Annotated in this window: 20 protein-coding genes and 1 tRNA gene; 12 read left to right on the top strand and 9 right to left on the bottom strand. The window is 63.9% G+C overall.

All coding sequences use genetic code 11. From position 1 onward, the window contains the following. Window positions 1-2 precede the first annotated feature (2 nt). The 7 genes from SPI01S_RS09220 (at window position 3) to SPI01S_RS09190 (ending at window position 7,644) form a co-directional block, all read left to right on the top strand. Window positions 3-1,382 carry a class I SAM-dependent methyltransferase gene (locus tag SPI01S_RS09220; RefSeq protein WP_306305020.1) on the top strand — a complete coding sequence of 460 codons (1,380 nt, stop codon included), beginning with the start codon at window positions 3-5 and terminating at the stop codon, window positions 1,380-1,382. 9 nt (window positions 1,383-1,391) lie between these two features. After that, window positions 1,392-2,372 carry a GDP-mannose 4,6-dehydratase gene (gmd, locus tag SPI01S_RS09215; protein ID WP_066721401.1) on the top strand — a complete coding sequence of 327 codons (981 nt, stop codon included), beginning with the start codon at window positions 1,392-1,394 and terminating at the stop codon, window positions 2,370-2,372. A gap of 26 nt (window positions 2,373-2,398) precedes the next feature. Continuing rightward, entirely contained in the window at window positions 2,399-3,346 is a 948-nt protein-coding gene (locus tag SPI01S_RS09210) for an NAD-dependent epimerase/dehydratase family protein (protein WP_281179435.1), read from the top strand. A 492-nt stretch (window positions 3,347-3,838) separates the two neighbouring features. Continuing rightward, a complete protein-coding gene (locus SPI01S_RS09205) occupies window positions 3,839-4,948 on the top strand; it encodes a KpsE/RkpR family capsule polysaccharide export protein (protein WP_066721398.1) in 1,110 nt (369 codons plus the stop codon). A 4-nt stretch (window positions 4,949-4,952) separates the two neighbouring features. Next, a complete protein-coding gene (locus SPI01S_RS09200; protein ID WP_281179434.1) occupies window positions 4,953-5,735 on the top strand; it encodes an ABC transporter permease in 783 nt (260 codons plus the stop codon). Further along, complete coding sequence (locus SPI01S_RS09195; RefSeq protein WP_066721394.1) at window positions 5,732-6,379, top strand: ABC transporter ATP-binding protein; 648 nt, start codon at window positions 5,732-5,734, stop codon at window positions 6,377-6,379. Before SPI01S_RS09200 ends, SPI01S_RS09195 begins: the two co-directional genes overlap by 4 nt. Next, window positions 6,376-7,644 (top strand): glycosyltransferase family 4 protein, encoded by a 1,269-nt coding sequence (locus SPI01S_RS09190; RefSeq protein ID WP_066721392.1) that lies wholly within the window; start codon window positions 6,376-6,378, stop codon window positions 7,642-7,644. Before SPI01S_RS09195 ends, SPI01S_RS09190 begins: the two co-directional genes overlap by 4 nt. 179 nt (window positions 7,645-7,823) lie before the next feature. Here SPI01S_RS09190 and SPI01S_RS09185 read toward each other — a convergent pair whose 3' ends face one another. Genes SPI01S_RS09185 through SPI01S_RS09175 form a run of 3 tightly spaced genes read right to left on the bottom strand, consistent with a single transcriptional unit; the run spans window position 7,824 to window position 13,421 of the window. Further along, the gene (locus SPI01S_RS09185) at window positions 7,824-9,578 is read right to left on the bottom strand and encodes a hypothetical protein (RefSeq protein ID WP_157084618.1); all 1,755 of its coding nucleotides are present in this window, start codon (window positions 9,576-9,578) and stop codon (window positions 7,824-7,826) included. A gap of 5 nt (window positions 9,579-9,583) precedes the next feature. Beyond that, window positions 9,584-12,232 carry a glycosyltransferase family protein gene (locus tag SPI01S_RS09180; RefSeq protein WP_066721387.1) on the bottom strand — a complete coding sequence of 883 codons (2,649 nt, stop codon included), beginning with the start codon at window positions 12,230-12,232 and terminating at the stop codon, window positions 9,584-9,586. A 13-nt stretch (window positions 12,233-12,245) separates the two neighbouring features. Continuing rightward, on the bottom strand, window positions 12,246-13,421 hold the full coding sequence (locus SPI01S_RS09175; RefSeq protein WP_066721386.1) for a hypothetical protein: 1,176 nt from the start codon (window positions 13,419-13,421) through the stop codon (window positions 12,246-12,248). Between the two features lie 389 nt (window positions 13,422-13,810). Here SPI01S_RS09175 and SPI01S_RS09170 point away from each other — a divergent pair, with 389 nt between their 5' ends. Next, entirely contained in the window at window positions 13,811-14,020 is a 210-nt protein-coding gene (locus SPI01S_RS09170) for a hypothetical protein (RefSeq protein WP_084253341.1), read from the top strand. 246 nt (window positions 14,021-14,266) lie between these two features. On the opposite strand, the gene SPI01S_RS09165 is transcribed toward SPI01S_RS09170, so the two are convergent. Further along, window positions 14,267-14,357 (bottom strand) — tRNA-Ser (locus SPI01S_RS09165). A gap of 78 nt (window positions 14,358-14,435) precedes the next feature. On the opposite strand from SPI01S_RS09165, the gene SPI01S_RS09160 reads away from it, so the two are divergent. Then, a complete protein-coding gene (locus tag SPI01S_RS09160; RefSeq protein WP_066721384.1) occupies window positions 14,436-15,323 on the top strand; it encodes a peptidylprolyl isomerase in 888 nt (295 codons plus the stop codon). A 4-nt stretch (window positions 15,324-15,327) separates the two neighbouring features. Here the strand turns inward: SPI01S_RS09160 and SPI01S_RS09155 are convergent, their stop codons facing one another. The 4 genes from SPI01S_RS09155 to SPI01S_RS09140 are packed head-to-tail and all read right to left on the bottom strand — an operon-like array spanning window position 15,328 to window position 18,816. Beyond that, entirely contained in the window at window positions 15,328-15,921 is a 594-nt protein-coding gene (locus SPI01S_RS09155; protein WP_066721382.1) for an ABC-type transport auxiliary lipoprotein family protein, read from the bottom strand. Window positions 15,922-15,929: 8 nt separating this feature from the next. Beyond that, on the bottom strand, window positions 15,930-16,895 hold the full coding sequence (locus SPI01S_RS09150) for an MlaD family protein (protein WP_066721381.1): 966 nt from the start codon (window positions 16,893-16,895) through the stop codon (window positions 15,930-15,932). Continuing rightward, window positions 16,895-17,710 (bottom strand): ABC transporter ATP-binding protein, encoded by an 816-nt coding sequence (locus SPI01S_RS09145; RefSeq protein ID WP_066721380.1) that lies wholly within the window; start codon window positions 17,708-17,710, stop codon window positions 16,895-16,897. Before SPI01S_RS09145 ends, SPI01S_RS09150 begins: the two co-directional genes overlap by 1 nt. After that, the gene (locus SPI01S_RS09140; RefSeq protein ID WP_066721378.1) at window positions 17,707-18,816 is read right to left on the bottom strand and encodes an ABC transporter permease; all 1,110 of its coding nucleotides are present in this window, start codon (window positions 18,814-18,816) and stop codon (window positions 17,707-17,709) included. Before SPI01S_RS09140 ends, SPI01S_RS09145 begins: the two co-directional genes overlap by 4 nt. 61 nt (window positions 18,817-18,877) lie before the next feature. Between SPI01S_RS09140 and SPI01S_RS09135 the strand changes: the two genes are divergently transcribed. The 3 genes from SPI01S_RS09135 (at window position 18,878) to SPI01S_RS09125 (ending at window position 23,950) form a co-directional block, all read left to right on the top strand. Continuing rightward, on the top strand, window positions 18,878-19,555 hold the full coding sequence (locus tag SPI01S_RS09135; RefSeq protein ID WP_066721376.1) for an HAD family hydrolase: 678 nt from the start codon (window positions 18,878-18,880) through the stop codon (window positions 19,553-19,555). A 91-nt stretch (window positions 19,556-19,646) separates the two neighbouring features. Then, entirely contained in the window at window positions 19,647-21,359 is a 1,713-nt protein-coding gene (locus tag SPI01S_RS09130) for a histidine kinase famiy protein (RefSeq protein WP_066721374.1), read from the top strand. Between the two features lie 131 nt (window positions 21,360-21,490). Then, a complete protein-coding gene (locus tag SPI01S_RS09125) occupies window positions 21,491-23,950 on the top strand; it encodes a PAS domain-containing protein (RefSeq protein ID WP_444544597.1) in 2,460 nt (819 codons plus the stop codon). Between the two features lie 31 nt (window positions 23,951-23,981). Here SPI01S_RS09125 and SPI01S_RS09120 read toward each other — a convergent pair whose 3' ends face one another. After that, window positions 23,982-24,929 carry a UDP-glucuronic acid decarboxylase family protein gene (locus tag SPI01S_RS09120; protein WP_066721371.1) on the bottom strand — a complete coding sequence of 316 codons (948 nt, stop codon included), beginning with the start codon at window positions 24,927-24,929 and terminating at the stop codon, window positions 23,982-23,984. Window positions 24,930-24,946: the final 17 nt, after the last annotated feature.

Genomic DNA, 24,946 nt, shown 5'->3' with positions numbered 1-24,946 from the left:
GGATGCTCACGAACACAAGGGGGGACCGGGGTTTCTGCCCTGCGTTCCACCTGACGGACGCGGTCGAGTCGAGCTTTTGTAATTTAGTTCATTGGATTGATGACGGCGTAATGGCCCGACATGCAACGAGGGAGCCTTTTGTGTCTGAATTTATGGATCAGCGTATCAAGCGTTGTCGCGCCGGGGGTGGCGAACACTTGGTCTCGGTACTGGATCTTGGCGTACAAGAACTGACCGGTGTTTTTCCGAAGTCTCCCGAACAGCACGTCACGAAGGGTCCGCTGGAGCTCGTCTGGGCTCCCAAGTCCGGCCTGTTGCAGCTGGCGCACAACTTCGACGCCGGCGAGATGTACGGCGACAACTATGGCTATCGGTCGGGCCTGAACCAGTCGATGGTCCAGCACCTTACCCGCAAGATCAACAATCTCGAAAAATATGTTGATCTGAAGCCGGGGGATGTCGTGCTCGACATCGGATCGAACGACGCCACGTCGCTGAAGGCGTACAAGACGCCGTCGCTGCGTCGCATCGGTATCGATCCCACGGGATCCAAGTTCCGCAGCTTCTATCCGGACGATATCGCCCTCGTCCCCGACTTCTTCGGTGCGGCCCAGTATCGCTCGGTGGAAACGCGTCCGGCGAAGATCATCACCTCGATGGCGATGTTCTACGACCTGGAGGATCCGATCAAGTTCGCGCAGGACATCGCATCGGTGCTGGCCGATGACGGTGTGTGGCATTTCGAGCAGAGCTACATGCCCTCGATGCTGCGCGCGGTGTCGTACGACACGATCTGCCACGAGCATCTCGAATATTACTCGCTCGGCGTGGTCAAGAAGATCCTCGAGGCGGCCGACCTGCGGGTCGTCGACGTCGTGATGAACGACATCAACGGCGGCAGCTTTGCCATCACCGCGGCGAAGAAGCATTCGACCGTCCGCGAGAATGGCGCCGTCGTCGGCTGGCTGCTCGACCAGGAAGACCGGATGGGCCTGGACACGCCGCGCCCGTATCGCGAGTTCGAAGAGAAGGTTTTCAAGCACCGCCGCGATCTGCGCGCGCTGCTCGATCGCCTGAATGCCGATGGCAAGAAGGTTCTCGGCTACGGCGCCTCGACGAAGGGGAATGTCGTCCTCCAGTTCTGCGGCATTACCGAGAAGGACATCCCGGCGATCGCAGAGGTCAACACCGAGAAGTTCGGCGCCTACACGCCGGGTTCGCAGATCCCGATCGTGTCCGAAGCAGATGCGCACGCGATGCAGCCGGATTATTATCTCGTGCTTCCGTGGCATTTCAAGAATAGCATCCTGCAGCGTGAGGCAGAGTATATCGCGCGCGGTGGGAAGTTCATCTTCCCCTTCCCTGAAATCGAAATCATCTAAGGGTATTCAGTGAAAACCGCTTTCATCACCGGTATAACCGGCCAGGACGGCGCATATATTGCGCAGTTGCTTCTCCAGAAAGGGTATCGCGTCATTGGCCTCGTCCGGCGGTCTTCGACGCAGGATATCAATGACACGCGCTTGAAGTGGCTGGGCATCAGCAATGATGTCGAGCTCGTCGACGGCGACCTTGCCGACCCTTCCAGCCTCATCCGACTGCTGCAGAAGGAGCAGCCGGACGAGATCTACAACCTCGGGGCGCAGTCCTTCGTGGGGTCGTCCTGGCATCAGCCGATGCTGACGGCGCAGATCACGGCAATGGGCGTGTTGAACATGCTCGAAGCCGTGCGCCTCGTGTGTCCGACCGCGCGCTTCTATCAGGCGTCGTCGTCGGAGATGTTCGGCCTGATCCGCGAGCCGATGCAGAAGGAGACTACCCCCTTCTACCCGCGCTCTCCCTATGCGGTCGCCAAGCTCTACGGCCATTGGATCACCATCAACTATCGTGAGAGCTTCGGGCTGCACGCGAGTTCCGGCATCCTGTTCAATCATGAGAGCCCGCTGCGCGGTCGCGAGTTCGTGACCCGCAAGGTCACGGACAGCGTCGCCCGCATCAAGCTGGGTCTGAGCAACGAACTCAAGCTCGGCAACCTCGATGCGACGCGCGATTGGGGCCATGCGCGTGACTATGTCCGTGCGATGTGGATGATGCTGCAGCAGGACGAACCGGACGACTATGTCGTCGCGACCGGGCGCACCGTCTCGATCCGCGACATGGTGAACGTGGCTTTCGCCCATGTGGGGCTAAATCCGGACGATTATGTCAAGATCGATCCGGCGCTGTTCCGTCCGGCGGAAGTCGATGTGCTGCTGGGCGACGCGTCGCGTGCGCAGGAGAAGCTGGGCTGGACCCCCACCGTTACGCTTGAAGAGATGATCCGAGAGATGGTGGATGCGGATCTCGCTCGACTGGCGTCCGCCGCCGCCTGACGCGTACCAAGAGTAAGAGGATTGTTGTGGCCGCTCCTGAACGGATAGTCGTAACCGGTGCTTCCGGGTTTGTTGGACAGCACATGGTTCGGCGACTTCGCCGGGAGTGGCCCGATGCCGCTCTGATTCTCGTCAGCCGGCGGGCGGGCCAGGTACTCGGTCACGAAGTCACCAGCCTCGATGTGGCCGATGAAGCGGCCGTAACGGCGCTGATCCGCGAGACGAAGCCCGACGTGGTGGTGCATCTTGCGGCGGTTTCGGCCATTTCGAACGCCATGGCCGACCGCCGCATGACCTGGCAGATCAATGCGATGGCGCCCTATTATCTGGCGTCTGCGATCATGGACCATTCGCCGCAATCCTATTTCCTCTTCGTCTCCAGTGCAGAGGTCTACGGGAGGTCGGCCAAGCCCGGCGTGTTGCTGGACGAATCCACTCTGCTGCAGCCGGCTAATCCCTATGCGTCGGCCAAGGCGGCTGCCGATCTGTTCGTGCAGGAAGCCGCGCTGGCTGGTCTGCGTGCCAACGTGGTGCGCCCGTTCAATCACATCGGCCCCGGCCAGTCGCTCGCCTTCGCCATTCCTTCTTTCTGTTCGCAGATCGTCGCCAGCGAACGCGGTGGCGATCGCGTCATCCGGGTCGGTTCGCTGGAAGATGTGCGCGATTTCCTGCACGTCGAGGACGTGGTCGACGCCTATGTGCAGGTGATCCGTGCGCGTGACCATCTGCCATCGGGGGCTTTCTTCAACGTGGCGTCGGGGCAGGGCGTCCGCATGAGCGACGTCCTCGACCTCCTCACCAACCTGAGCCAGGTCGATGTTCGCGTCGAACTGGACGCGACCCGCCTGCGTCAGCGGCCGCCTACCAGCGTCGTGGGTGACGCCGGCAAGCTGCGGGCGGACATCGGTTGGGCGCCGGAGCATAGTCTTCGCGAAACGCTTGCGGAGACACTTGACTTCTGGCGCCGGCAATAACGTCGGCACCGACCAGCGCAGCGTCGGTTCGCCCGGGCGAACAGTTCCTGATCATAGGGGCTCGGCATGTGCAGCCTTTCGAGCAGAGCGGGATCTTCCTCGGCAACGGCGCGTCGGCTTGGCGGTACATCCTCCCGCGAGGGCCGGACATCGGCTTCACGAATGTATTCCAGCGGCATCGGATCGGTCGCATTGCGGTTGTGAAAATCGCCCCGAAGACGTTGACGGATCGCAACGATCCCGCATTTGTCGCCTGGTTGCGATGCGGCCTGCCGATTGCGCGGCGCGCTGGTCATGGCATGCTTGACCATGATCCTGCATACCGTAAAAGGCCTGCGATCCAGTTCGCTGGTCGTGCCGAACCGCAGCCAGCCGTTGTCTTGGCCCGGCTCCGGTCACGGTCAAATGAGGTTCGCCAAGACAATGCTTCGCTTTCCTTTTGACCTCGCGTGACCAGCTGGCCGCCCAATTTCGAGTTTGCGACAAGGCATCATGAAATCTACATTTTCGAGGGCGGCGCTACTGCGGAAGCCGCTGTTTCTGGTCACGGTCGTCGTGCCGACGTTGCTGGCCATCGTGTATTTTGGCCTGCTCGCCTCCAACGTTTTCATCTCGGAGTCGCAGTTCGTTGTTCGGAGTCCGGACAAGCCTGCGCAAACCGGACTGGGTATTCTTCTCAAGTCCACGGGCTTTGCAAATGCGGGCGACGAAATTTACTCCGCACAGAACTTCATCGAGTCGCGTGATGCCCTTAATGCGCTGAACCGTAATGATTATTTGTACCGGATCTACACTTCGCCCCAAGTCTCGTTCATCGATCGGTTCGATCCGTTCGGGTTTAATGCATCCCATGAGAAGCTGTTCGAATATTACCGCAGCCATGTGGAGCTTTCCCATGACACGACCTCGTCGATCGTGACGCTGAAGGTTCGCGCATACACTTCCAACGATGCGCTGCAGGTCAACGAGCGGCTACTTCAGCTCGCCGAGGACCTCGTGAATCGCCTGAACGAGCGCGGTCGACGCGACATGATCGGCTTTGCGCAACGCGAAGTTGCCGATGCCGAAGCGCGCGCGACCCGGGCGGCACTCGCGCTGTCCTCGTTCCGCAATGCCAAGGGCGTGGTCGATCCTGAAAAGCAGGCAACGGTCCAGTTGCAGATGATCTCGAAGCTTCAGGATCAAGTCATCACGACCGAGACACAGCTCGCGCAGCTTCGAATTTTCACGCCGCAGAATCCGCAGATTCCCACGCTGCAGGCGCAGGTGCAGGAGTTGCGGCGACAGATCGCTGCCCAGTCAGCGCAGATCACCGGCAATCAGCAGTCGCTTGCGGGTGTCGCGGCGGAGTATCAGCGCCGGCAGCTGGAAAGCCAGTTCGCTGATCGCCAACTTGCCGCCGCGATGGCATCGCTGCAGGAGGCGCAGAACGAGGCGCGGCGCAAGCAGGCCTATGTCGAGCGGATCGTTCAGCCGAGCCGGCCGGACAAGGCGATGGAGCCGCGGCGGCTTCGCGGCATCTTCGTAACCTTCGCAATGGGGATCGTAGCCTGGGGCATCCTGTCGATGCTGCTGGCGGGCGTCCGAGAGCATAAGGCCTGATCCCGTGCGCGAGGACGCCGTCAGCCTGAAGATCCAGGGTCGCGTGATCTATGCGCTGTTGATGCGCGAGATCCTGACGCGCTTCGGCAGGCACAACATCGGCTTCCTCTGGATGTTCGTGGAGCCGATGATGTTCACCCTGGGCGTTACGGCGCTGTGGACGGCGACCGGCTCGCTGCACGGGTCGAATCTGCCGATCGCTGCCTTTGCGCTTACCGGCTATTCCAGCGTTCTGCTGTGGCGAAACATGCCTTCCCGCTGCATCGGTGCGATCGCGCCAAACCTGGCGTTGATGTACCATCGTAACGTCAAGATCATGGATGTGTTCGCGGCGCGATTGCTGCTGGAGGCGGCTGGTGCCACCATTTCCTTCGTCGTGCTGTCGAGCATCTTCATCTTGTTCGGCATGATTGATCCTCCCGAGGATTTGCTGAAGGTCATGGAGGGTTGGGTGATGCTTGCCTGGTTCGGCAGCGCGCTGGGCTTGCTTATGGGCGTCTTGTCCGAGGAATATGAGCTGGTCGACAAGCTCTGGCACCCGGCGTCCTATCTGCTTTTCCCGCTGTCCGGCGCAGCGTTTCTCGTCGATGCCTTGCCCGTCCGCGCGCAGGAGATCATCTTGTTCCTGCCGATGGTCCATGGTGTCGAGCTCGTTCGCGAAGGCTATTTCGGATCGAAGGTCGTCGCGCATTATGACATCGGCTACATGGCGCTGTTCACCAGCCTGTTGAGCCTCATTGCGCTTGCGCAGATGCGCAAGGTGGGACGGACGATTACCCCCGAATGATACGTCTCTCGAACATCTCGAAGCGTTATTCGACGCACGGCGGCGAAACCGAAATTCTTCACAATGTGAACCTGACGATCCGTCCGGGACGCCGGGTCGGCGTGCTTGGTCGCAACGGCGCCGGCAAGTCGACGCTGATCCGGATGATCAGCGGCGCCGAGCAGCCGACCAGCGGCACGATCGAGCGCGAAATGAGTGTCAGCTGGCCGCTGGCGTTTGGCGGTGCCTTCCAGACATCCCTGACCGGGCTGGACAATCTGCGCTTCATCTGTCGGATCTACGGCGTCGATCCTTCCGACAAGATCGATTTCGTCGAGGATTTTTGCGAACTGGGCATCTACATGCGCGAGCCGGTGCGGACCTATTCCGCCGGCATGCGCGCCCGGCTTGCGTTCGCCATCTCGATGATGGTGGAGTTCGACTGCTTCTTGATCGACGAGGTCATCGCGGTCGGTGATGCGCGGTTCCAGCAGAAATGCCATGTCGAGCTCTTCGAGCGGCGTGCCGATCGTGCGATGATCATCGTGTCGCACGATCCGAACTTCATTCGCGCGCACTGCCACGAAGCGGCGGTGCTGGTGGGTGGCCGGCTCTTCGAATTTGGCTCGATCGACCAGGCCTACGACTTCTATTCGGCCCAATGAGGGCGTTCCTGCGTGCCTTGTTCGGCAGCGATGCCGCACGCCGATCGCTGCGGCCCCGGCAACTGCTCGTCGATGTCTCGGTGATTTACCAGAGCGATGCGCGAACGGGCATTCAGCGGGTGGTCCGCGCCGTCCTGACCGGTTTGGAGCAGGCACTTCCCGCCAATGTCCAACTCGTCCCCGTAGCCGCGGCCCGGCGCCGATCCTATCGGGTCGTGCCGGCAGACTTTCTGCAGACGTCCGAACGGCCCCCCCTTGCGGCGCTACCGCGTGTCGGCCGCCGTCGTGCGGGCGACGTCTTCCTCGGGCTCGACCTGGCTGCGCACATCCAGCCACGCCGCACACGCGAATTATATCGGTGGAAGCGGCAGGGATGCCGTGTGGCAGTGGTCGTCTACGATCTGCTGCCGATCCGGCATCCGGAGTGGTTCAGCGAAGGACTGGTTGCATCGTTCGCGCAGTGGATGCGCCTGCATGCCCGATTGGCCGACACGTTCCTGTGCATTTCTCGCTGGGTCGCGAAGGACGTGGCTGCGTATCTGGAAGAAGCCGGCGTTGTCCGGCCATCGGCCCCGCAAATCTTTGCCTTCCCGCTGGGGGCGGATCTCGCGACGTCGGTACCGAGTACCGGAGTCGCCGAGCAGGACGCACCGGCGCTGCGGTTGGCCCGCGAACATGCAACGATCCTGTGCGTCGGAACCGTCGAGCCGCGCAAGGGACACGCCCAGGTCGTGGACGCGTTCGAGGCCCAGTTCGAAGCGGGTACCGACGGCGTGCCCTGGGGGCTGGTTCTTGTAGGACGCGCCGGCTGGAAGACGGAGCCGCTTCAGGAGCGGCTCCGGGAACTGTCGCAAAGCGGGAAGCCATTCGCCTGGCTCGAGAGCGCCAGCGACGAGACTCTCGAGTATCTCTACGAGGCCTGTACGGGTGTCGTCGTCCCGTCGCTCGACGAAGGCTTCGGCCTGCCGATCATCGAGGGTCTGGCGCATGGCAAGCCGGTCCTCGCGAGCGATATCGGCGTCTTCCACGAGCTGGCGGCGCCGGGGGTGTCGTTCTTCCAGTCCCGCGAAGCGCGGGCGCTGGCACGAACCATCCGGGACTTTGTCGATGCCCCACCCAAGGTGGATGCGAGCGAGCTGTTGGCGTCGGTAACCTGGGCGAACTGCGTGTCCCACCTGATGGATCATCTGGACCTGGCAGGCGCGGGTGGTTCCGGGAGCGCCCCATGCCTTTGTGGAGAGCTTCAAGGGCAAGCTGCGCGGTGAATGCCTGAGCATGCACCGGCTCGTGCCGGTGGACGAGGCCAGGGCCGGGGCAGGGGGCCGGCGGGCAAACCCGAACGAAAGCCGGCCTCACACACCGCGGGGGTTCTTGGCCCCGGCCGATGTGGCGCCGAATCTTTCGTTCTGGCCGGGGTGTCGCCGGGAGAGGGGCAGGGTGCGTGCTATTCCGGATCCTGATCGCAACCCAAGGAGGTCAGCCGAACGCGCCCTCCTCCGTCGGTGAAAACCCGGAACTCGACCGCGTCCAGTTCTGTCTCGGCCAGCCAATCCAGCCTCTCGACGGTCGATACGCGGCCCTCGCGCACGGTTATCGACCGTGATGCGAGCTCCAGGCCGGACGCCCCCACATCGATCGTGACGACGGCAGGTGCGTCGAACGCTTCGATCTCCAATGCGAAGACAGCCCTGAAGCGCCCGGCCGGGAGCGATATATAGGGACCGAAGGCCAGATATCCCGCTTCGCCCCGTAACGCTTCACGGGCATGACTTTCCGTGCTGGGATCGACGATCCGGCGCCCGACCATGCCATTTGCCCGGGGGTGGCTGAGGAGGTCGATCGCACCGCCCCTCAGATCGAGCTCGACAGGCGGTGCATCACGCCACCACGCCAAGAGCGCCGCCTTGTTCGCCAAGGCGTTGGACGGACCGATATACTCGTCGCCTACCTGGTCGATAATCTCGACGATGGTCGTGGCCCGACCGGCATCGTCGTTCTGCAGCAGCGTTTGGAGAATACGCCTGCCGATCTTGTGGGTCATGGCGGATTGCGTGAAAGGCAGGGAAACAGGCGCGCGCGACGGCGTATCTGCTACCGTGGGAGGCCCGATAAGGTCGCGTACGGCGGCTTCCAGCCTGGGATTCACGTGCGACGGCCGGTATCGGTCGGCCACCGCTCCCTGTGCTGCCTGCAGTTCGCCAAGGAACGACGTGTCATTTTGGAGGAGCAGTCGGCTCTTGTCATAGGCTTCCTCAATGGTCCGGCATTCGCCCGGCCCGCGATTTTCAAAATATCGCGCTAGAAGAGATCCCTTCAAATAGATCACTGGGCCGCCATATACCATCATCTCGATGGGCGGCAGATAGCAAACGCGGGGGTCGCTATACGTATAGAGGTAACCGTTCGCGCAGGTAAACTGATCTATAACCTCGGCAAGCGACAGGGTTCCCAGCACTTGATGGTCGTCGATCGGCTTTGTCTGCACGCCGACGTAGCGATAATGATTTTGATAGAAATGCTTTTTGAGAAAGCGATAATGAAATCGGTGGAATATATTCGCAATATTTGGAGCTGAAATCAGGATATAGCGATCATCGCCGGTCGAGCCCTTCCAGCTTCCTTCGCGCTCGAAGATATCGGGCGCAATGGAATATGGCACCACGTGCATCTTCCGTTTCAGCCATTCCGCCTCGAGCTCGCCGGTTTCTTCCGCATGCGGCAGGAAGTGAATGTTTTGCCTTTCTTCCAGCAGTCCTTGCATGCCGAGCCGCGCGAAGTCGTCCGACAGGAGGCTTGTCTGGCCATAAGCGCGGAAAAGAATCGTTCCTTCAAAGACGCGCGCAAATTCGGAACACCAACGGGCCAGGATCGTGACGATCGCCGCGTCGAAATATGTGTTCAGGATTTCGATGATCTCTTGATCAATCGAATTATAAAAGAAGTTGTAATCGGACAGTTTCTCGAAAACATCCTTCGGCAATGTAGTGTCGCCGCCCGAGTCTCGTTGCGTTACTGCGCTCTGGTCATCAACATTGGAAAGATAGGTTGGAACAAAGACTTCATATCCAAGCTCACGAAGGAGCTTTAATTCTGTCTTGACCAAAATCTTATGGGCGCCGAACCAGAAAATTCTGCGTTTTCTTTCAGCGTCCTGCGCGTTGGGCTGGTTTGATTTCCAGATGCCCTCGGAGGTAGACATGGATTTCAAATTCCTTCGCGCTTTTCGATCACGTACAAACCGACGGGGGGTGGCGTGAATGCAGGGGGAGAAATACAGACCGGACGCGATGTTATCGCCGGCCGCAACGTGCAGGTGAGGCTTGATTCCGCCGCCATTGCCGCATCGAATTCCTCCGGCGTGACAGTCTTGAAGTCCGAACTCTCGTGGACGAACGGCTCCTGGTAGGACTCCGCGTAATAGCAGAGAAGCAGCGCTGTCCCGCCGGGATTGAGGTGCGTGGCAAGTTGCAACAACTTCAACTCAAGTTCTTGCTTCCCGGCAACGACGTTGGATACGAATGCAATATCGGCCGCCGCGGTCGTCTCGAACGTGATACCGTCCTGTCGAAGCTTGGTCGCGGCGTGCAGTTCTGCGTCGCCCAGTATCGCGACCCGGGCCTCCTCTCGGTCCGCGAGGGCGATCCGGAGCGCGTCGTAAAGCCATGCTTGCTCTACCGGTGCGTCGGGCTTTGACAGGTCGGTTGCGGAGCGCTCCCGCGGTGCGTCGTCAGCAAGATCCACGAGGAGGGCCGGTTTTGCGCCAGGCACGATCCATCCGTCGCCGTTGGCGAGGTCGCGGAACGAGGTTGAAGAGGCGTTCTTCTTTTTGTTCTTCTTCCCGACGATCAATGTGCGAGCAAGATCTTCGATCTCCGCGACAAAGCGGCCCTCGGCGAGTGCATTGAATACCGCAATCTGGGCGCCGATGCCCGCTTCCATGAAATGGGTAAGGCGCTGGTCTTCGGCGTAGACGCCCCCGTCCGGCTGGCCCGGAAACTTTCCGGTACGTGTGAAGACCAGCGGGCGCTCCGTCGTCAGGGCGAGGTCGCGGATGTCGGTCAGGATGTCCGCATCGCTCGCGCGGTACCGCACGATATTCAACGCATTCTTGGCCAGGCAGTCGATGCGCTCGGCAGTCGAGGAGGGCAGAGGCGTCAATTCGAAGCTTGTCGCATTGGTCATCTGCCTGTTCAGCATGCGGACACGGTCGGAAAGCGCGATCTGTCGCAGGGGGTCGTCCGAGGGGGCGAGGTAGATGAACACCCGCGCCGAGACGATTTCGCGATCTATCTTCGACAGGATTGCGCTCAGCTCGCCTATCTCGAGCTCCGCATCATAGCCGTACAAGCCGACCCGGGCCGGCCCCGGCTGTCTGGAAACGAGCTGCGTGTTGAACGGAGCGATGCCTTTCACGACGCGGCGCGCATCGGCACCCAAAAGGTCCAGAGGCTGCGCGCCGTCGTCATCGGCTCCGGCCGTGGGTGCACTGAGCAGGATGACTTTGCAGTCGGAATAGGCGCTCCGGAACTTGGCAATTTCCGACATGGCGCGATCGGGCTCCCAGCCGACGAAGCAAGCGACATCCGGCTTCGACCAGAAACACGTTCGGGCATAGCCTTCGGACGTCTGGGAAACAGTCTTGATGACCTGGAATTGCGATGCGTCGCTTAGCGCGGACACAGCGCGTGCGGAAAGGGTATCCATGGCGTTCCGAGCGAAGCACGTCGGCGAAATCACCAGCATCGTCGGCTTCGGTTCGCCATTGCCGGGGACGTTGGAATCCTTGGCAGGCCCGTCGATCCGGTTATCGTCTTTTCCGAGCGTCAGTCCGAGCATCTTCACGAACTGGTTGCGGAAGCTCTGCGGGCTCCAATCCGCCTGGATGGTCTTAACGACACTTCCCGAGCGTTCTATTGCTTGTCGCAGCGTGGTGCCAGGATAGGGCCGCAAATAATCATGGATGTGACGGAAGGTCTGGTTGCCCGATACCAGCAACGGCCGCCCGGAGGCCACCGCCTGATCCGTCGTTGCTGCCAGTCCCGACTGCTTTCTCGTATACATGAAGCAGTTGAGCGTGTTCTGTCGACACCATTCGATCATGGCGTCCTTCGACATGAAGTCGTAGGTGAACTCGACATCGATGCCGGGCTTGGCAATTTTCTTGCAAATCCTGGCGAGGTAGCGCGCGTAATTTTCACCATGAACGCTTGCCATTGCATCGTCAGCATAGATATTCGACGGGATATTGACGCGTACCAGCGCGCGATCGAATTCCCGGTTCACCGCATCGACGAGTAATTCGAAGCCCTTGCCGGGGGTTCCGAAACCGAAGGAGCCGATGATGGGCACCTCATCGACACGGTCGAGGTCTCCGGGCAGCATCTGGTTGATGGGACGTGGAAATGCAAAGACCTCGGGGCGGTCGTCTCGTACCGAAGGATCGAGGACGATATAGCCGTCGAACCACCCATAGGGGCAGAAGGATAGGCAATCGTGCGGTTCTACCTCAAGAACGATCGCATATGTAGCGCCTGGCAGACCATCCAGTTGAGGTTTTCCAACGAACGGCGCCATCGTAAAATGATGATAGTTGACAATGGTGAAATCGTAAGCGTCGCTATCGATCTCCGCGCCGTAATCATTGGATATCTTCTTCAGAAAATCCTTTGAATCTAGGCCGTGATAATCCTCGCGTCGGATTTCCACATAGTCCAGCTTGATGCGCTGATCGCCCAAAAGTGCATTGAGCACCATGTTGCCGCTCTCGTGGATACTGCATTGCTCTTTGGCAGTATTGACGAAAAGGCCACGCAGGGGCGTCTGCTTGACGGCAGTAGGTGCCATAACGTCCATTCTCGATTTCTTCTCAGAGGCTGGCTGAAGTGAGGTGCCGTCCGGGGTGGGCGGAGCGCAGCGAGCGGATAAACCGATTTCGATGTTCGCTGACCAGATGCGGATTCTCCCGCATCATCCACCTCAATACTTCCATCGGCGACCTTCCACCATCGAGGGCCGCAGCATAGGTGGCCGATTTATTGGGGTCTGGTGCGGTATCCAATACCATCCTGTAAAAGACCGTGATCACGTCCTTGGACGTCCACTTCGCCAAGCCAGCATTATCGTTCGTATCGAACGTCAGCGCCTTCATCAGGCGGCGCATTTGGCGATCTGCAAGGTCGGGCGTGTAGGTGATTCCCGAACGCGAAATGCCCGGGCGGTTCGCCTGACGCTCGCGCAGGATGGTTGAAAACGCGCTGTCGAACTGGGGAGCGGCAAGTCGCGCATCATATCGGGCGAGAAACGCCGTTTGCGAATTCAGGATGCCGTGGAGGAGCGTGCGATCTCCGCCGCGCAGGCGCTCGCAAAGCTGGTGCGCCTCGTCGATCGTCCGGGCGCGGCCGGGCGCGTCTGTCGGCATCGAAGCCGAAAGGTAGCCGCTATCGAAGAACACGACGGGCCCTCCGATGAGCATCATTTCCAGCGGCGTCATGTCGAGATGGTTCTTGTCGACATATGGATAAAGATACGCTGCAGCCGTCTGGAGCTTGAGAATGCGCTGTCGCTGCTGCTCCCAATCGTCGCCATCCCACAAGCCCAGATGGGCCAAGTGCCGATACGGCGCATTCTGGAAATGTTGCCGTATGAACATGGCATAGCTTTTGTCGGCAGGATCGGCCTCGCTTGCCGGGAGGCTGACGAGGACGTGTCCGGCACCCGTTGGTGCGATGCCGTTCCATGTTCCTTTGACAGGATCGAGGCGCTCGTCGAGCCAAGTCGGTGCTAGCGTGACCACTCCGATGGACAGATCATCCTTGACGGTCTGCGCGTCGGTGATGACGTGATGGGTCTCTCGCCGGCGCTGGACGATCCCGTAGCTTCCGAGGTGATAGAGTTCCGAACCGATCGGCCTTTTCCATCCATGGGCCCTGATGATCAGTTGGCCGTCGAAGACGCGCAGTATCTCGTTGGTGCGGACAGCGTCATTCGCGACCACGATCGTGTCGAAGCGGGCGTTCAACAGGCGGGCGCCGTCGACAGACACTTGCGGACTTTCCCGCGGCGGTAGGACCAATGCACCTTCAGAAGCCGTCAGCGGGCCTCCTCCGATGACCTGATCAAGTGCATTGCCGGCCAATTCCGTTACGTGGAAGCCTAGCTGGCGGAGGCGCGCGGGTTCATCGCCCGTCGAATTCGGCCGATTCCCGAGCCAGAGTACGCGTCCGTGCGTCGTCGCTTCTGCACCCAATTTCTTGATCCCCAGTCTGCGTCTGTCGGTTAGACCAAGGCAGCTTCGGCCGCTGGACGCTTCACAAGCCGCTCCTAGAATTTCCGGATGACACATCAAAATGCGGCGCGTCAATCAATCCGTGTGTCGGCCGCATGAACCGTGCAGGCTTTGCCGGAAGCCCTGACGCCTGAGCGGAAGGGGCCATGACGCGCAAGGCGACGACCAAGTTCGCGCCCGAGGCTCGTGCCCGTGCGGTGCATATGGCGCTGGAACATGGGAAGGATCATCCGTCGCGGTGGGCCGCGGTGGTGCCGATCGCGGCGGAGATCGGCTGTTCCGGCCAGGCGCTGAACCAATGGCGGAGGGGAGTCGAGGTTGGCAGCGCGTGCCGAGCGATGGCGCGGAAAGGATGAAGTCCCTGGGGCGCGAGAACCGCGGGCCCGCGCCAAGCGAGCAAGATCCTGCGCAAGGTGTAGACCTATCTCGTGTTGGCGGCACTCGGCCGCCGTACGGCGCGATGGGGTTGTTCATCGCGGTATATGATAGCGTACCCTGTCAGGCGAACCACCAATCGGCACGGCGGCTCGCGAGACGGCGGAGGCAAAGGGGGGTGGGAACATGAGCGTTCCTCAAGCCTCTCCAATTATAACAATGATTTTTGGCGGAGCGGGAGGGATTCGAACCCTCGATACGCTTTTGGCGTATACTCACTTTCCAGGCGAGCGCCTTCGACCACTCGGCCACCGCTCCGCAGGATACCTAGAAGGCGCGGCCCTACCGTTCCTTGGGCGGCTAGGCAAGCGCCCGTTGCCATGCCAAGCTCTTCCCATGGCAAAAACCCTGCTCGTCCTCGCCGCGACCCTCGCTGCCGCGCCGCTCGCCGCCCAGAACGTCCCGCAAGCCGCGGCACCCGCACGGCCCAGCGCCGCGGCTGCCGAGCCTGCGCCGGAAGACTGGCGCGACATTCCCGATGACGAAATCCTGCTGATCCAGCTCAAGAACGGCCGCCAGGTGGCGATCCGCCTGGCCGCGCGGTTCGCGCCCGCGCACGTCAACAACATCCGCAAGCTCGCCGCCGCGCGCTGGTGGGATGGGGAGAGCGTCTACCGGGTCCAGGAGAACTGGGTCGCGCAATGGGGGGATCCCACCGAGAAGAAGCCGCTCCCGCCCGAGATTCTCGCTCGGCCCGCGGCGGAGTTCGAGATCGGCGCGTTCACCGCCGCGCAGCGCCTGTCCAGGCCCGATTCCTACGCGAGCGCAACGGGGATCACCGCCGATGGCTGGCCGATCGCCACCGACGGCACGTCTGCCTGGCTGACCCATTGCTACGGCATGGTGGGCGTGGCGCGCGACCAGTTGCCCGACACCGGCACCGGATCCGAGCTGTTCACGCCGATCGGCCAGTCGGCGCGGCGGCTCGATCGCAATTATACCGTGGTCGGGCGGATCATCGAGGGGATGCAGTACCTATCCGCCTTGCCGCGGAGCGACGCGGCAATGGGGGTCTATGCAACCGAGGGCGAGCGGACCGGCATCGTCTGGGTGCGGCTCGCCAGCCAGCTGCCGGCGGACGAGCGCCCGCACTTCCAGGTGCGCGCGACCGACAATCCTCGCTACGCCGCGATGCTCGCGCTGCGGGAGAACCCGGCCCCGCCGACCGTTGCGACCGGGCTCAACGTCTGCGACCTGCCGGCAGCGGTGCGCCGCCGGCCCTGAGCGGTTACTTGCCGACCCAGTCGGCGATCTCTGCGGCGACCTGATTGGCGGCCTGGTTGAGCGCCGGGCCGATTGCGGCAGTGTCGATCGCCGTCACCGGCACGCGCGCCTCGAAGCGGCGGCGTTCGAAGCCCTGGGCGCCTTCGCGGCCGAGTGCCGCATCGAAGGTGACCACGGCTTCCATCTTGATCGCGTCGACGCCGAAGCTGCGCAGGTCGCCGCCCAGGCTCGCGCTCGCGGTTGAAAGCGACTGGCGGCGGCTGAGCACGATGCGGCCGGTGCGCGCGGCGACGGTGTCGGCGAGCAGCCGGGCGAACAGGCTGGCGGGCCCCTCGACCCACTGCGCGTCCTTCACATAGGCGATCGTCGTGCCGCCCGGGCCCGAATGGACCGGCACGCGGGTGGTGGCCAGTTCCTGCGGCGCGCCGACCGGGCCGATCGACACGGCCTTCACCGCGCCCGATTGCTGGACCTCGCCCGCCGGCAGCACCGCCGCCGGCTGCAGCGTGAGCAGCGAGGCGGGCGGCTTGGCCGCGAAAGAGATGCATCCGGACAGCGGCACGGCGGCGAGCAGCGCGGCGATGGCGGGCTTGTTCATCCGGAACCTCACTTCTTCGGCTTGTAGGTGGGCAGCGCAGGCGCCCCGATCAGGCTGGAGGCTCCGCCCTGATCGAGCTTGTGCGCGACATTGGTGAGCGCGAGCGACATTTCGCGCAGATCCTGCACGAGCTGGCCGACTTCGGGCATCGTCTTGTTCGAGAAGGCCTGGATCCCCGGCCGGGCATCGCCGATCGTCGCATCGAGCGTCTCGACGCTCTTGCGCGCCGAGGTGATGGTGGCGTTGAGGTTGGCGATCGTCGGCTTGATGTCGCTCGCCATCATGCCGTTGGTCGTCTCGGCGAGCTGGCCGATCTGCTGCGCGGCCATGCCCGCCTGCTGGATCGCGACCCGCGTCTCGGCCAGCGTGGCGGCGATCTCGGGCCCGCGATCCGCCAGCGACTTGGTCAGCCTGTTGGTGTTGGCGAGGATGCCGGAGATCGACGCCTGGTTCTTCTCGTCGAGCAGGTCGGAGACGCGCTCGGTCAACGTGGTCAGCCGCTCGAGCAGCTTCGGCGCAGAGCTGAGCAGCGCGCCGAGGCCGCCCGCCTTGGTCGGGATCACCGGCACGCCCAGGGGGCAGGCGGCGCGGGGATTGTCCTTGGGGCATTCGATCGGCGGCTGGCCCTTCACCGCGCCGTCCAGCTGCACGGTGCTGGGGCCGGTGAAGCTGCCCTGGATCGTCGCATTGGTGCCTTCGAGGATCGGCACGTCGGGGCGCACGCTGATGCGCACGCGCACCAGGCTGGGATCCGGCCGCCAGAACTGGATTTCCTTCACCTGCCCCGCCGGCACGCCCGAGAAGCTTACCGAGGAGCCGGGGCTGAGCCCGTCGACCGACTGCTTGAAGAAGATGTCGTACTGGCGCTCGTCGCCGCCGCCCAGCCGCGACAGCCAGACGATGAACAGGCAGAGTACGGCGAGCAGGATCAGCACCACCGCGCCGACCAGCACATGATTGGAACGCGTTTCCATCAGCCCCTCTTATCCTCATGCACGCGCCGGTTCGGGCCCGCGACCGCAGCGCGTCCGCGCGGTCCGTTGAAATATTCCTGGATCCACGGATGATCCAACGCCAGCAACTCGGGGATCGTGCCCACCGCGATCACGCGCTTGTCCGCCAGCACCGCTACGCGGTCGCAGATCGCGTACAGCGTGTCGAGATCGTGGGTGATCAGAAATACCGTGAGGCCAAGCGTCTTCTGCAGCGAGGCGGTCAGTTCGTCGAACGCCGCCGCGCCGATCGGATCGAGCCCGGCGGTGGGCTCATCGAGGAACAGCAGCTCGGGATCCAGCGCGAGAGCGCGGGCCAGCCCGGCGCGCTTCTTCATGCCGCCCGAAAGTTCGGCCGGATATTTGGGCCCCGCATCGGGGGGCAGGCCGGTCATCACGACCTTGTAGGCGGCAATCTCTTCCAGCAGCGCCGGATCGAGGCCGGGATAGAATTCCTTGAGCGGCACCTGGACGTTCTCGGACACGGTAAGCGTCGAGAACAGCGCACCGCCCTGGAACAGGATGCCCCAGCGCTTGCGGATATCCAGTGCCTCGGTTTCATCGCGGCCGATCGTGTTCTCGCCGAACACTTCCACCGTGCCGTCGAGGGGCGGCTGCAGCCCGATGATCGATCGCATCAGCACCGATTTGCCGGTGCCCGACCCGCCGACAACGCCGAGGATTTCCCCGCGACGCACGTCCAGGTCCAGATTGTCGTGCACCAGCTGATCGCCAAAGCCGTTGCGCAGGCCGCGAACGCAAATGATGGTTTCAGTGGTGCCGGTCTCGTCGCTCATATCCAGCCCACATTGGTGAAGAACACCGCGAAGAAGGCGTCGAGCACGATCACCAGGAAGATCGCCTGCACCACCGCGGTGGTAGTGCGCTGGCCGACCTGTTCGGCGTCGCCTTCCACCTGCATGCCGTGGAAGCAGCCGGCCATGGCGATGATCGCGCCGAACACCGGCGCCTTGACCAGCCCGACCCACAGATCGGTGATCGGCACCACTTCGCGCACCCGCTGGATGAAGGTGATCGGCGGGATGCCGAGGTCCACCCAGCACAGCAGGCCGCCGCCGGCGATCGAAATGACCGAGGAGTAGAAGCCGAGCAGCGGCAGCATGAACACCACCGCGAACACGCGCGGCAGCACCAGCGCCTCCATCGGCGAGACGCCGATCGTGCGCATCGCGTCGATCTCTTCGGTCAGCTTCATCGTGCCGATCTGCGCGGCAAAGGCCGATCCCGAGCGGCCCGCGATCATGATCGCGGTCATCAGGATGCCGAGCTCGCGCAAGGTGATTCGACCGAGCAGGTTGATCGTGTAGATCTCCGCGCCGAACTGGCGGAGCTGCACCGATCCCTGTTGCGCGATGACGATGCCGATCAGGAAGCTCATCAGCGCGATGATGCCGAGCGCGCCGACGCCGACCACTTCGAACCGCTGCACCGTTGCGTTGAAGCGGAAGCGGCGGGGATGGGTAATGACGTGCCACAGCGACAGCACGGTGGCGCCCATGAAGCCGAGCAGACCGTACAGCGTCTTGCCCGAATTGATCACCGCACCGCCGATCTCGTTCAGCGCGCGGGTGAAGGATCCGGGTGGGGGCGGCGGCAGCTGAATCGGGTGTTCGGCGGCGACCACCTGCTCGAGCAGATGCTGTTCATCGCCGCCCAGCCCCTCGATCGCCGCGCCACGCTCGCGGGCGAAGCGGTGGACGACCCAGGCGCCGACCGTGTCCATCCGGCCGACCTTGCTGAGGTCCAGACGCGCGATCGGGCCGTCGACCGTTTCCAGCCGCGCGGGCAGGTCGCCCAGGCAGGCAAGCGAAAGATTGCCGGAGAAGCGGAGCACCGCCTCGCCGTTCTCGTCGGACCGTTCAAAGTCGGCGGGTGCCCTCATCGGAACCCCCTTTCCGCGATTCTTGCTGGAACGGCAAGTTCCTCCGTGGCTAGAGAGCGCAATGCAACGCCTCGCCATCTACGACATGGACAAGACCATCACCGCGAAACCGACCTGGACGCGGTTCCTGCTGCACGTCGCGCGAACGCGCGCGCCTTGGCGGCTGGGGCTGTTCCCGGTGGTGGGGCTGGGCGGTCTTGCCTACACGGCGCGCCGCATCGATCGCGCCGGGCTGAAGCGCCTGTCGCACCGGCTGCTGCTCGGCCGCGCGCTGCCGCCCGGCGAGATGACGGCGGTGGCCGAGGCCTTTGCCGATCTGGAGTTGAGGAAGGGGGTGCTGCAGGGCGCTCGGGCGCAGATCGAGGCCGATCGCGCCGCCGGCTGCCGGCTGGTGATGGCGACCGCGTCGCACCGCTATTATGCTGAGGCGATCGGCAGGCGGCTGGGCTTCGATGACGTGATCGGCACCAATGCGAAGCGGGACGGGCAGGGGCATATTCTCTCCGAACTCGAAGGCGAGAACTGTTACGGGCCCGTAAAGCTCCACATGATCGAAAATTGGCTGGCGGCACAGGGCCTGCACCGGGCCAACTGCTATGTCCGCGCCTATTCGGACCATGTTTCCGACGCGCCGCTGCTCGAATGGGCGGACGAGGCGTTTGCGGTGAACGCGCACGGCCCGCTGGCGAAGCTGGCCACGGCGCGCGGCTGGTCGCGACTGGAGTGGCGCAGGGCCTGAGTTTTGCAAGCACTTCCAAAAGGTTCGCAACCGAAACGGCGTTTCGCGCATTTGTCTGGCGGGTTGCTGAAAGTATGAGGAAGCGCAGCGCGTGCAGACAGAAGACGAGCACCAGCCGACCGCGACCGGAGAACCGGCCGGCGACTTGAAGGATTCCACTTCCTACAGTCCCACGGGCAATCACCCGACGCATCATTGGAAGCGCGCGATCATCGGCGCGCCCGGCCTGGGCGACCGCAGCACGGTCTTCTTCGCCGCGCTGCAGATGACGCGGATGCCGATGATCCTCACCGATCCGCGGCAGGACGACAATCCGATCGTCTTCGCCAACAAGGCGTTTCTGGACCTGACCGGCTATGAGGAAAACGAGGTCCTCGGCCGCAACTGCCGCTTCCTGCAGGGTACGGAAACCGATCGCGACGCGGTGGCGGAGCTTCGCGATGCCGTGAAGGCCAAGGAAGCGATCGCGCTGGAGATCCTCAACTATCGCCGCGACGGCTCGCCCTTCTGGAATGCGGTGTTCGTCGCGCCGGTACTCGGGCCCGACGGCGAGCTGCTCTATTTCTTCGCCAGCCAGCTCGACGTGACGCGCCGGCGCGCCTCCGAACAGGCTTTCCGCCAAGCGCAGAAGATGGAGGCGATCGGCCAGCTCACCGCCGGGCTGGCGCATGACTTCAACAACCTGCTCCAGGTCGTGTCGGGCAATATCGACATTGTCGCCAGTCAGGTGGAGGACGACCGGCACCAGCGCCTGCTCAACAACGCCGCGCGCGCCGCCGATCGCGGATCGAAGCTCACCCGCCAGCTGCTCGCCTTTGCGCGCAAGACCCGGCTCGAGCCCAAGACCGTCGACATGAACCAGCTGATCCACGAGTTCGGCGACCTGCTCGACAACACCGTCGGCGCGCAGATACGGTTGGTCACCGCGCTCGAGCGGCGGCTGCCGGCGGTGCAGATCGATCCGACGCACCTGGAGATGGCGATCCTCAACGTGCTGCTCAATGCACGCGACGCCATGCCCAAGGGTGGCACCGTCACCATCGCCACCCAGCTGTGGAAGCTGAACGGCAACGCGCCCAAGCACCAGCTGCCCGAGGGCGACTACGTCGTGCTCACCATCCGCGACGAAGGCACCGGCATGCCGGAGGATGTGCGGCGCCGCGCGACCGAGCCCTTCTTCACCACCAAGGGCGCCGAGCGCGGTACCGGCCTGGGCCTTGCGATGGTGCATGGTTTCGTACAGCAATCGCTGGGGCGGCTGGAGATCGACAGCGCGCCGGGCGAGGGGACCGAGATTCGCATGCTGTTTCCGACCGCCAGCGCCGTGGCGGGGGCCGCACCGCCCCCTGCGCCCGCTGCCAGGCGCGAACCCGGCGCGGGCGCGTCCGGCGGCAGCGAGACGATCCTGCTGGTCGAGGACAGCGACGACGTCCGCGCGCTGGCGCAGGAGCAGATCGCCGCGCTCGGCTACCGCGTCGTGCTGGCTGCCAGCGGCGAGGAGGCGCTCGATCGACTGAAGACCGAGACGATCGACCTCCTGTTCACCGACATCGTCATGCCCGGCGGAATGAGCGGGCTCGAGCTGGTCGAGCAGTTCCGCGAACGCTTCCCCGACACGCCGGTGCTGATGACCACCGGCTACAACGAGGATCTGGTCGCGGACATTCCGCGCGGCACGAATCTCGACGTGATCGGCAAGCCCTATCGCCGCGAGCAACTGGCGGACCGGATTCGTGCGGCGCTGGACCGGCGCACGTCCGGCCCGCGGCGCGACGTCAACCCTATCGTCCCGGCCGAGGGATGAGCCCGCCGGCGGGCATCGAGGCATCCGGCGGAACCCCGTTGGACCGGCTGATCGCGTCGCGCGACTGGTCCGCTTCGCTGCTGGGCCTGCCGGAGACCTGGCCGCGGAGCCTGCGCGACGCGCTTGCGGTGATGCTGCCGTCGCACGCCCAGATCGCGCTGTTCTGGGGGCCCGACTATGTCGCACTCTACAATCCCGCCTACGCCCAGACGATCGGCAACAAGCATCCGGACGCGCTCGGCAGCCCCGCCCAGTCCTGTTGGGCAGAGACCTGGGACGAGCTGGGACCGATGCTCGCCCATGTCCGCGCGACGGGCAAGACGCTCTCGGCGCGCGACCGACGCTTTTACACCGAACGCTATGATTTCGGCGAAATCGTCTATTTCGACATCTCGCTGTCGCCCGTGCGCGACGAGGACGGCACGGTCGGCGGGGTTATGTCGATCGTGTCGGAAACGACCGAGCGGGTGAAAGCCGACCGCCGGCTGCGCGAGAGCGAGGCCGCGCTGCGGGCGAGCGAGGCGCTGGCCCGCGAGCAGGCCGACGAACTGGCGGTGATGTACGACAACTCGCCGGTGGGGCTGGCGGTGCTCGATACCGATCTGCGCTACGTCCGCATCAATCGCCAGCTCGCCGAATGGAACGGCATACCCGTGGCCGATCATATCGGCCGCCATGTAAGCGAGATCGTGCCCGAGCTCGGCGACCAGGTCGTGGAAGCGCTGTACCGCGTTCTGGGTGGCGAGCCATTGCTCGGGATCGAGATTACCGGCCCCACGCGGGGGCGGCCGGACGGTGCCTCCACCTGGCGGCAGAACTGGGTGCCGGTCTATGCCTGGGACGGGACGATCCACCAGATCGCCATTTCCTGCGAGGACGTCAGCGAGGAGCGCAACGCCCAATATGCGCTGGAGACGCTCAATCGCGTCGGCGCGGCCCTTTCGGCCGAGCACGACCTGCAGCGGCTGGTGCAGATGCTCACCGATGCCGGCGTGGCGCTGACCGGGGCGAGCGTCGGCGCCTTCTTCCACAACGTCATGGACGAAAGCGGCGAGCGGCTGCACCTGTTCACGCTCTCCGGCGAGGACCGCAGCCGCTTCGAGAAGCTGGGACGCCCCCGGGCGACCGGCATCCTCCGGCCCATCTTTCACAACGTGGTGATCCGGTCGGACGACGTGACGCGCGAGCCGGAATATGGCCGGAACGCTCCCCATCACGGCATGCCGGCGGGGCATCCGCCGATCGCCAGCTATCTGGGCGTACCGGTGGTATCCCGCGATCGATCGGTGCTGGGCGGCTTGCTGTTCGGCCACCCCCAGCCCGGCCGGTTCACCGCGCGGCACGAGGCGCTGGCGCGCAGCCTGGCGGCACAGGCGGCGGTCGCGATCGACAATGCCGGGCTGCTCGCCGACGTGCGCGCCGCGAACGAGACGCTGGAGCGGCGCGTCGAGGAGCGCACCGCGGCGCTGCGCGAGACCGAGGCTGCGCTGCGCCAGAGCCAGAAGATGGAAGCGATGGGCCAGCTGACGGGCGGCGTCGCGCACGACTTCAACAACCTGCTCACGCCGATCATCGGCAGCCTCGACCTGATCCTGCGAAAGCGTGGCGACGATCCCGTGCTGCACCGGCTGCTCGACGGCGCGATGCGCTCGGCCGAGCGGGCGAGTACGCTGGTGCAGCGGTTGCTCGCCTTCGCGCGTCGCCAGCCGCTCCAGCCTGCGCCGGTCGACATGGTGGCGCTGGTCGATGGGATGGTGCCGCTGCTCGCCAGCACGCTCGGCCCCAAGATCGCGCTGTCGGTGACCAAGCCCGAGATGCTGCCGCCCGCCCGGGCCGATGCCAACCAGCTGGAAATGGCGCTGCTCAACCTCGCGGTGAACGCGCGCGACGCGATGCCGGAGGGCGGTGCGCTCGAGGTACGGCTGGTGCTTGGCGACGCGCAGGATGCGCCGACGCCGCTCGCCGCCGGGCATTATGTCCGGCTAGCAGTGCGCGATACCGGCGCGGGGATGGACGCGGCGACGCTCGCGCGGGCCGTTGAGCCCTTCTTCTCCACCAAGGGCGTGGGCCGCGGCACCGGCCTCGGCCTGTCGATGGTGCATGGGCTCACGAACCAGCTGGGCGGCACGATGGGGTTGGAGAGCCGGCCCGGCGAGGGAACGGTGGTCGAGCTCTGGCTGCCGGTGAGCGACGACGCGCCCGCCGCCATCGCGGCGCAGACCCGCCACGAGCCGCATGACGGCGCCGGCACGGTGCTGCTGGTGGACGACGAGGACATCGTCCGCGGCACGGCGGCGGAAATGCTGCGGGCACTCGGCTATCAGGTGCAGCCGGCGGACTCGGCAGAAGCCGCGCTGGCGATGCTCGACCGCGGGCTCGTCCCCGACCTGCTGGTGACGGACCATCTGATGCCCGGCATGACCGGCACCGATCTGGCCCGCGCGGTACAGGCGCGGCTGGGCGAGGTGCCGACGCTGATCGTTTCGGGCTATGCCGATGTCGAAGGCCTGGGGCGGGACTTTGCCCATCTGCCCAAACCCTTCCGACAGGCCGATCTGGCGCGGGCGCTGACCTTGCTGGGCGTCCGCTGAGACCCGGCGCGCCCGGTTCGCGCCCATCCGCTTACAGGGTGGACATTTCCAACAGGGTCGATCTGAAATAGCCGATGGTTTCGATCAGCCCCTCCCGCAATGCCGTGCGGGGCGACCAGTTCAGCACCGCGCGGGCGGCGCTGATGTCCGGGCATCGCCGCTTCGGATCATCCGCGGGGCGCGGACGAAACACGATCGGAGAAGGACCGCCGACGAGCGCGTGCACCTCCGTCGCGAGCTGCTGCAAGGTGATTTCCTGCGGGTTGCCGAGGTTGAACGGTCCGGACACGCCAGTCGGCGTGTCCGCCAGGGCGAGCACGCCCGAAACGAGATCGTCGACATAGCAGAAGGAGCGCGTCTGGGCGCCGTCGCCGAAGATCGTCATCGGCTCTCCCCGTAGGGCCTGGACGACGAGGTTGGAGACCGCGCGCCCATCCTCGACCTGCATTCTCGGGCCGTAGGTGTTGAAGATCCGCGCGACCTTGATGGGCACGGACCGGGTGCGGTGGAAGTCGAAGAAGAGCGCTTCCGCCGCGCGCTTGCCCTCGTCGTAGCAGGCGCGGATGCCGATCGGATTGACGTTCCCCTGGTAACGCTCGCTCTGCGGGTGCACGTCCGGGTCGCCGTACACTTCCGAGGTGGAGGCCTGGAGGATGGTGGCGCCGCATCGTTCGGCCAGTTCCAGCAGGTTGAGGGCGCCGTTGACGCTGGTGGACAGCGTTCGGACCGGATCGCGCTGATAGGCGAGCGGACTGGCGGGGCAGGCGAAGTTGAAGATCCGATCCACCACAACATCGATCCTTTCGCGCACATCCGCGCGCGTGAAGGTAAAGCTTCGGTTGCCGGAAAGATGCCGGAGGTTGCGAGCGCTGCCGGTCGAGAGATCGTCGATGCAGAGCACGTCATGGCCCTGCGCCAGCAATGCATCACACAGGTGAGAGCCCAGGAATCCGGCGCCACCTGCAACGAGACACTTCATGAAAGACTGCTTTCGGT

It is taken from the genome of Sphingomonas pituitosa NBRC 102491 (assembly GCF_001598435.1).
Lineage (GTDB): Bacteria > Pseudomonadota > Alphaproteobacteria > Sphingomonadales > Sphingomonadaceae > Sphingomonas > Sphingomonas pituitosa.
Note: the sequence above shows the minus strand (reverse complement) of the source record. Positions and strands in the feature narration are given on the sequence as shown.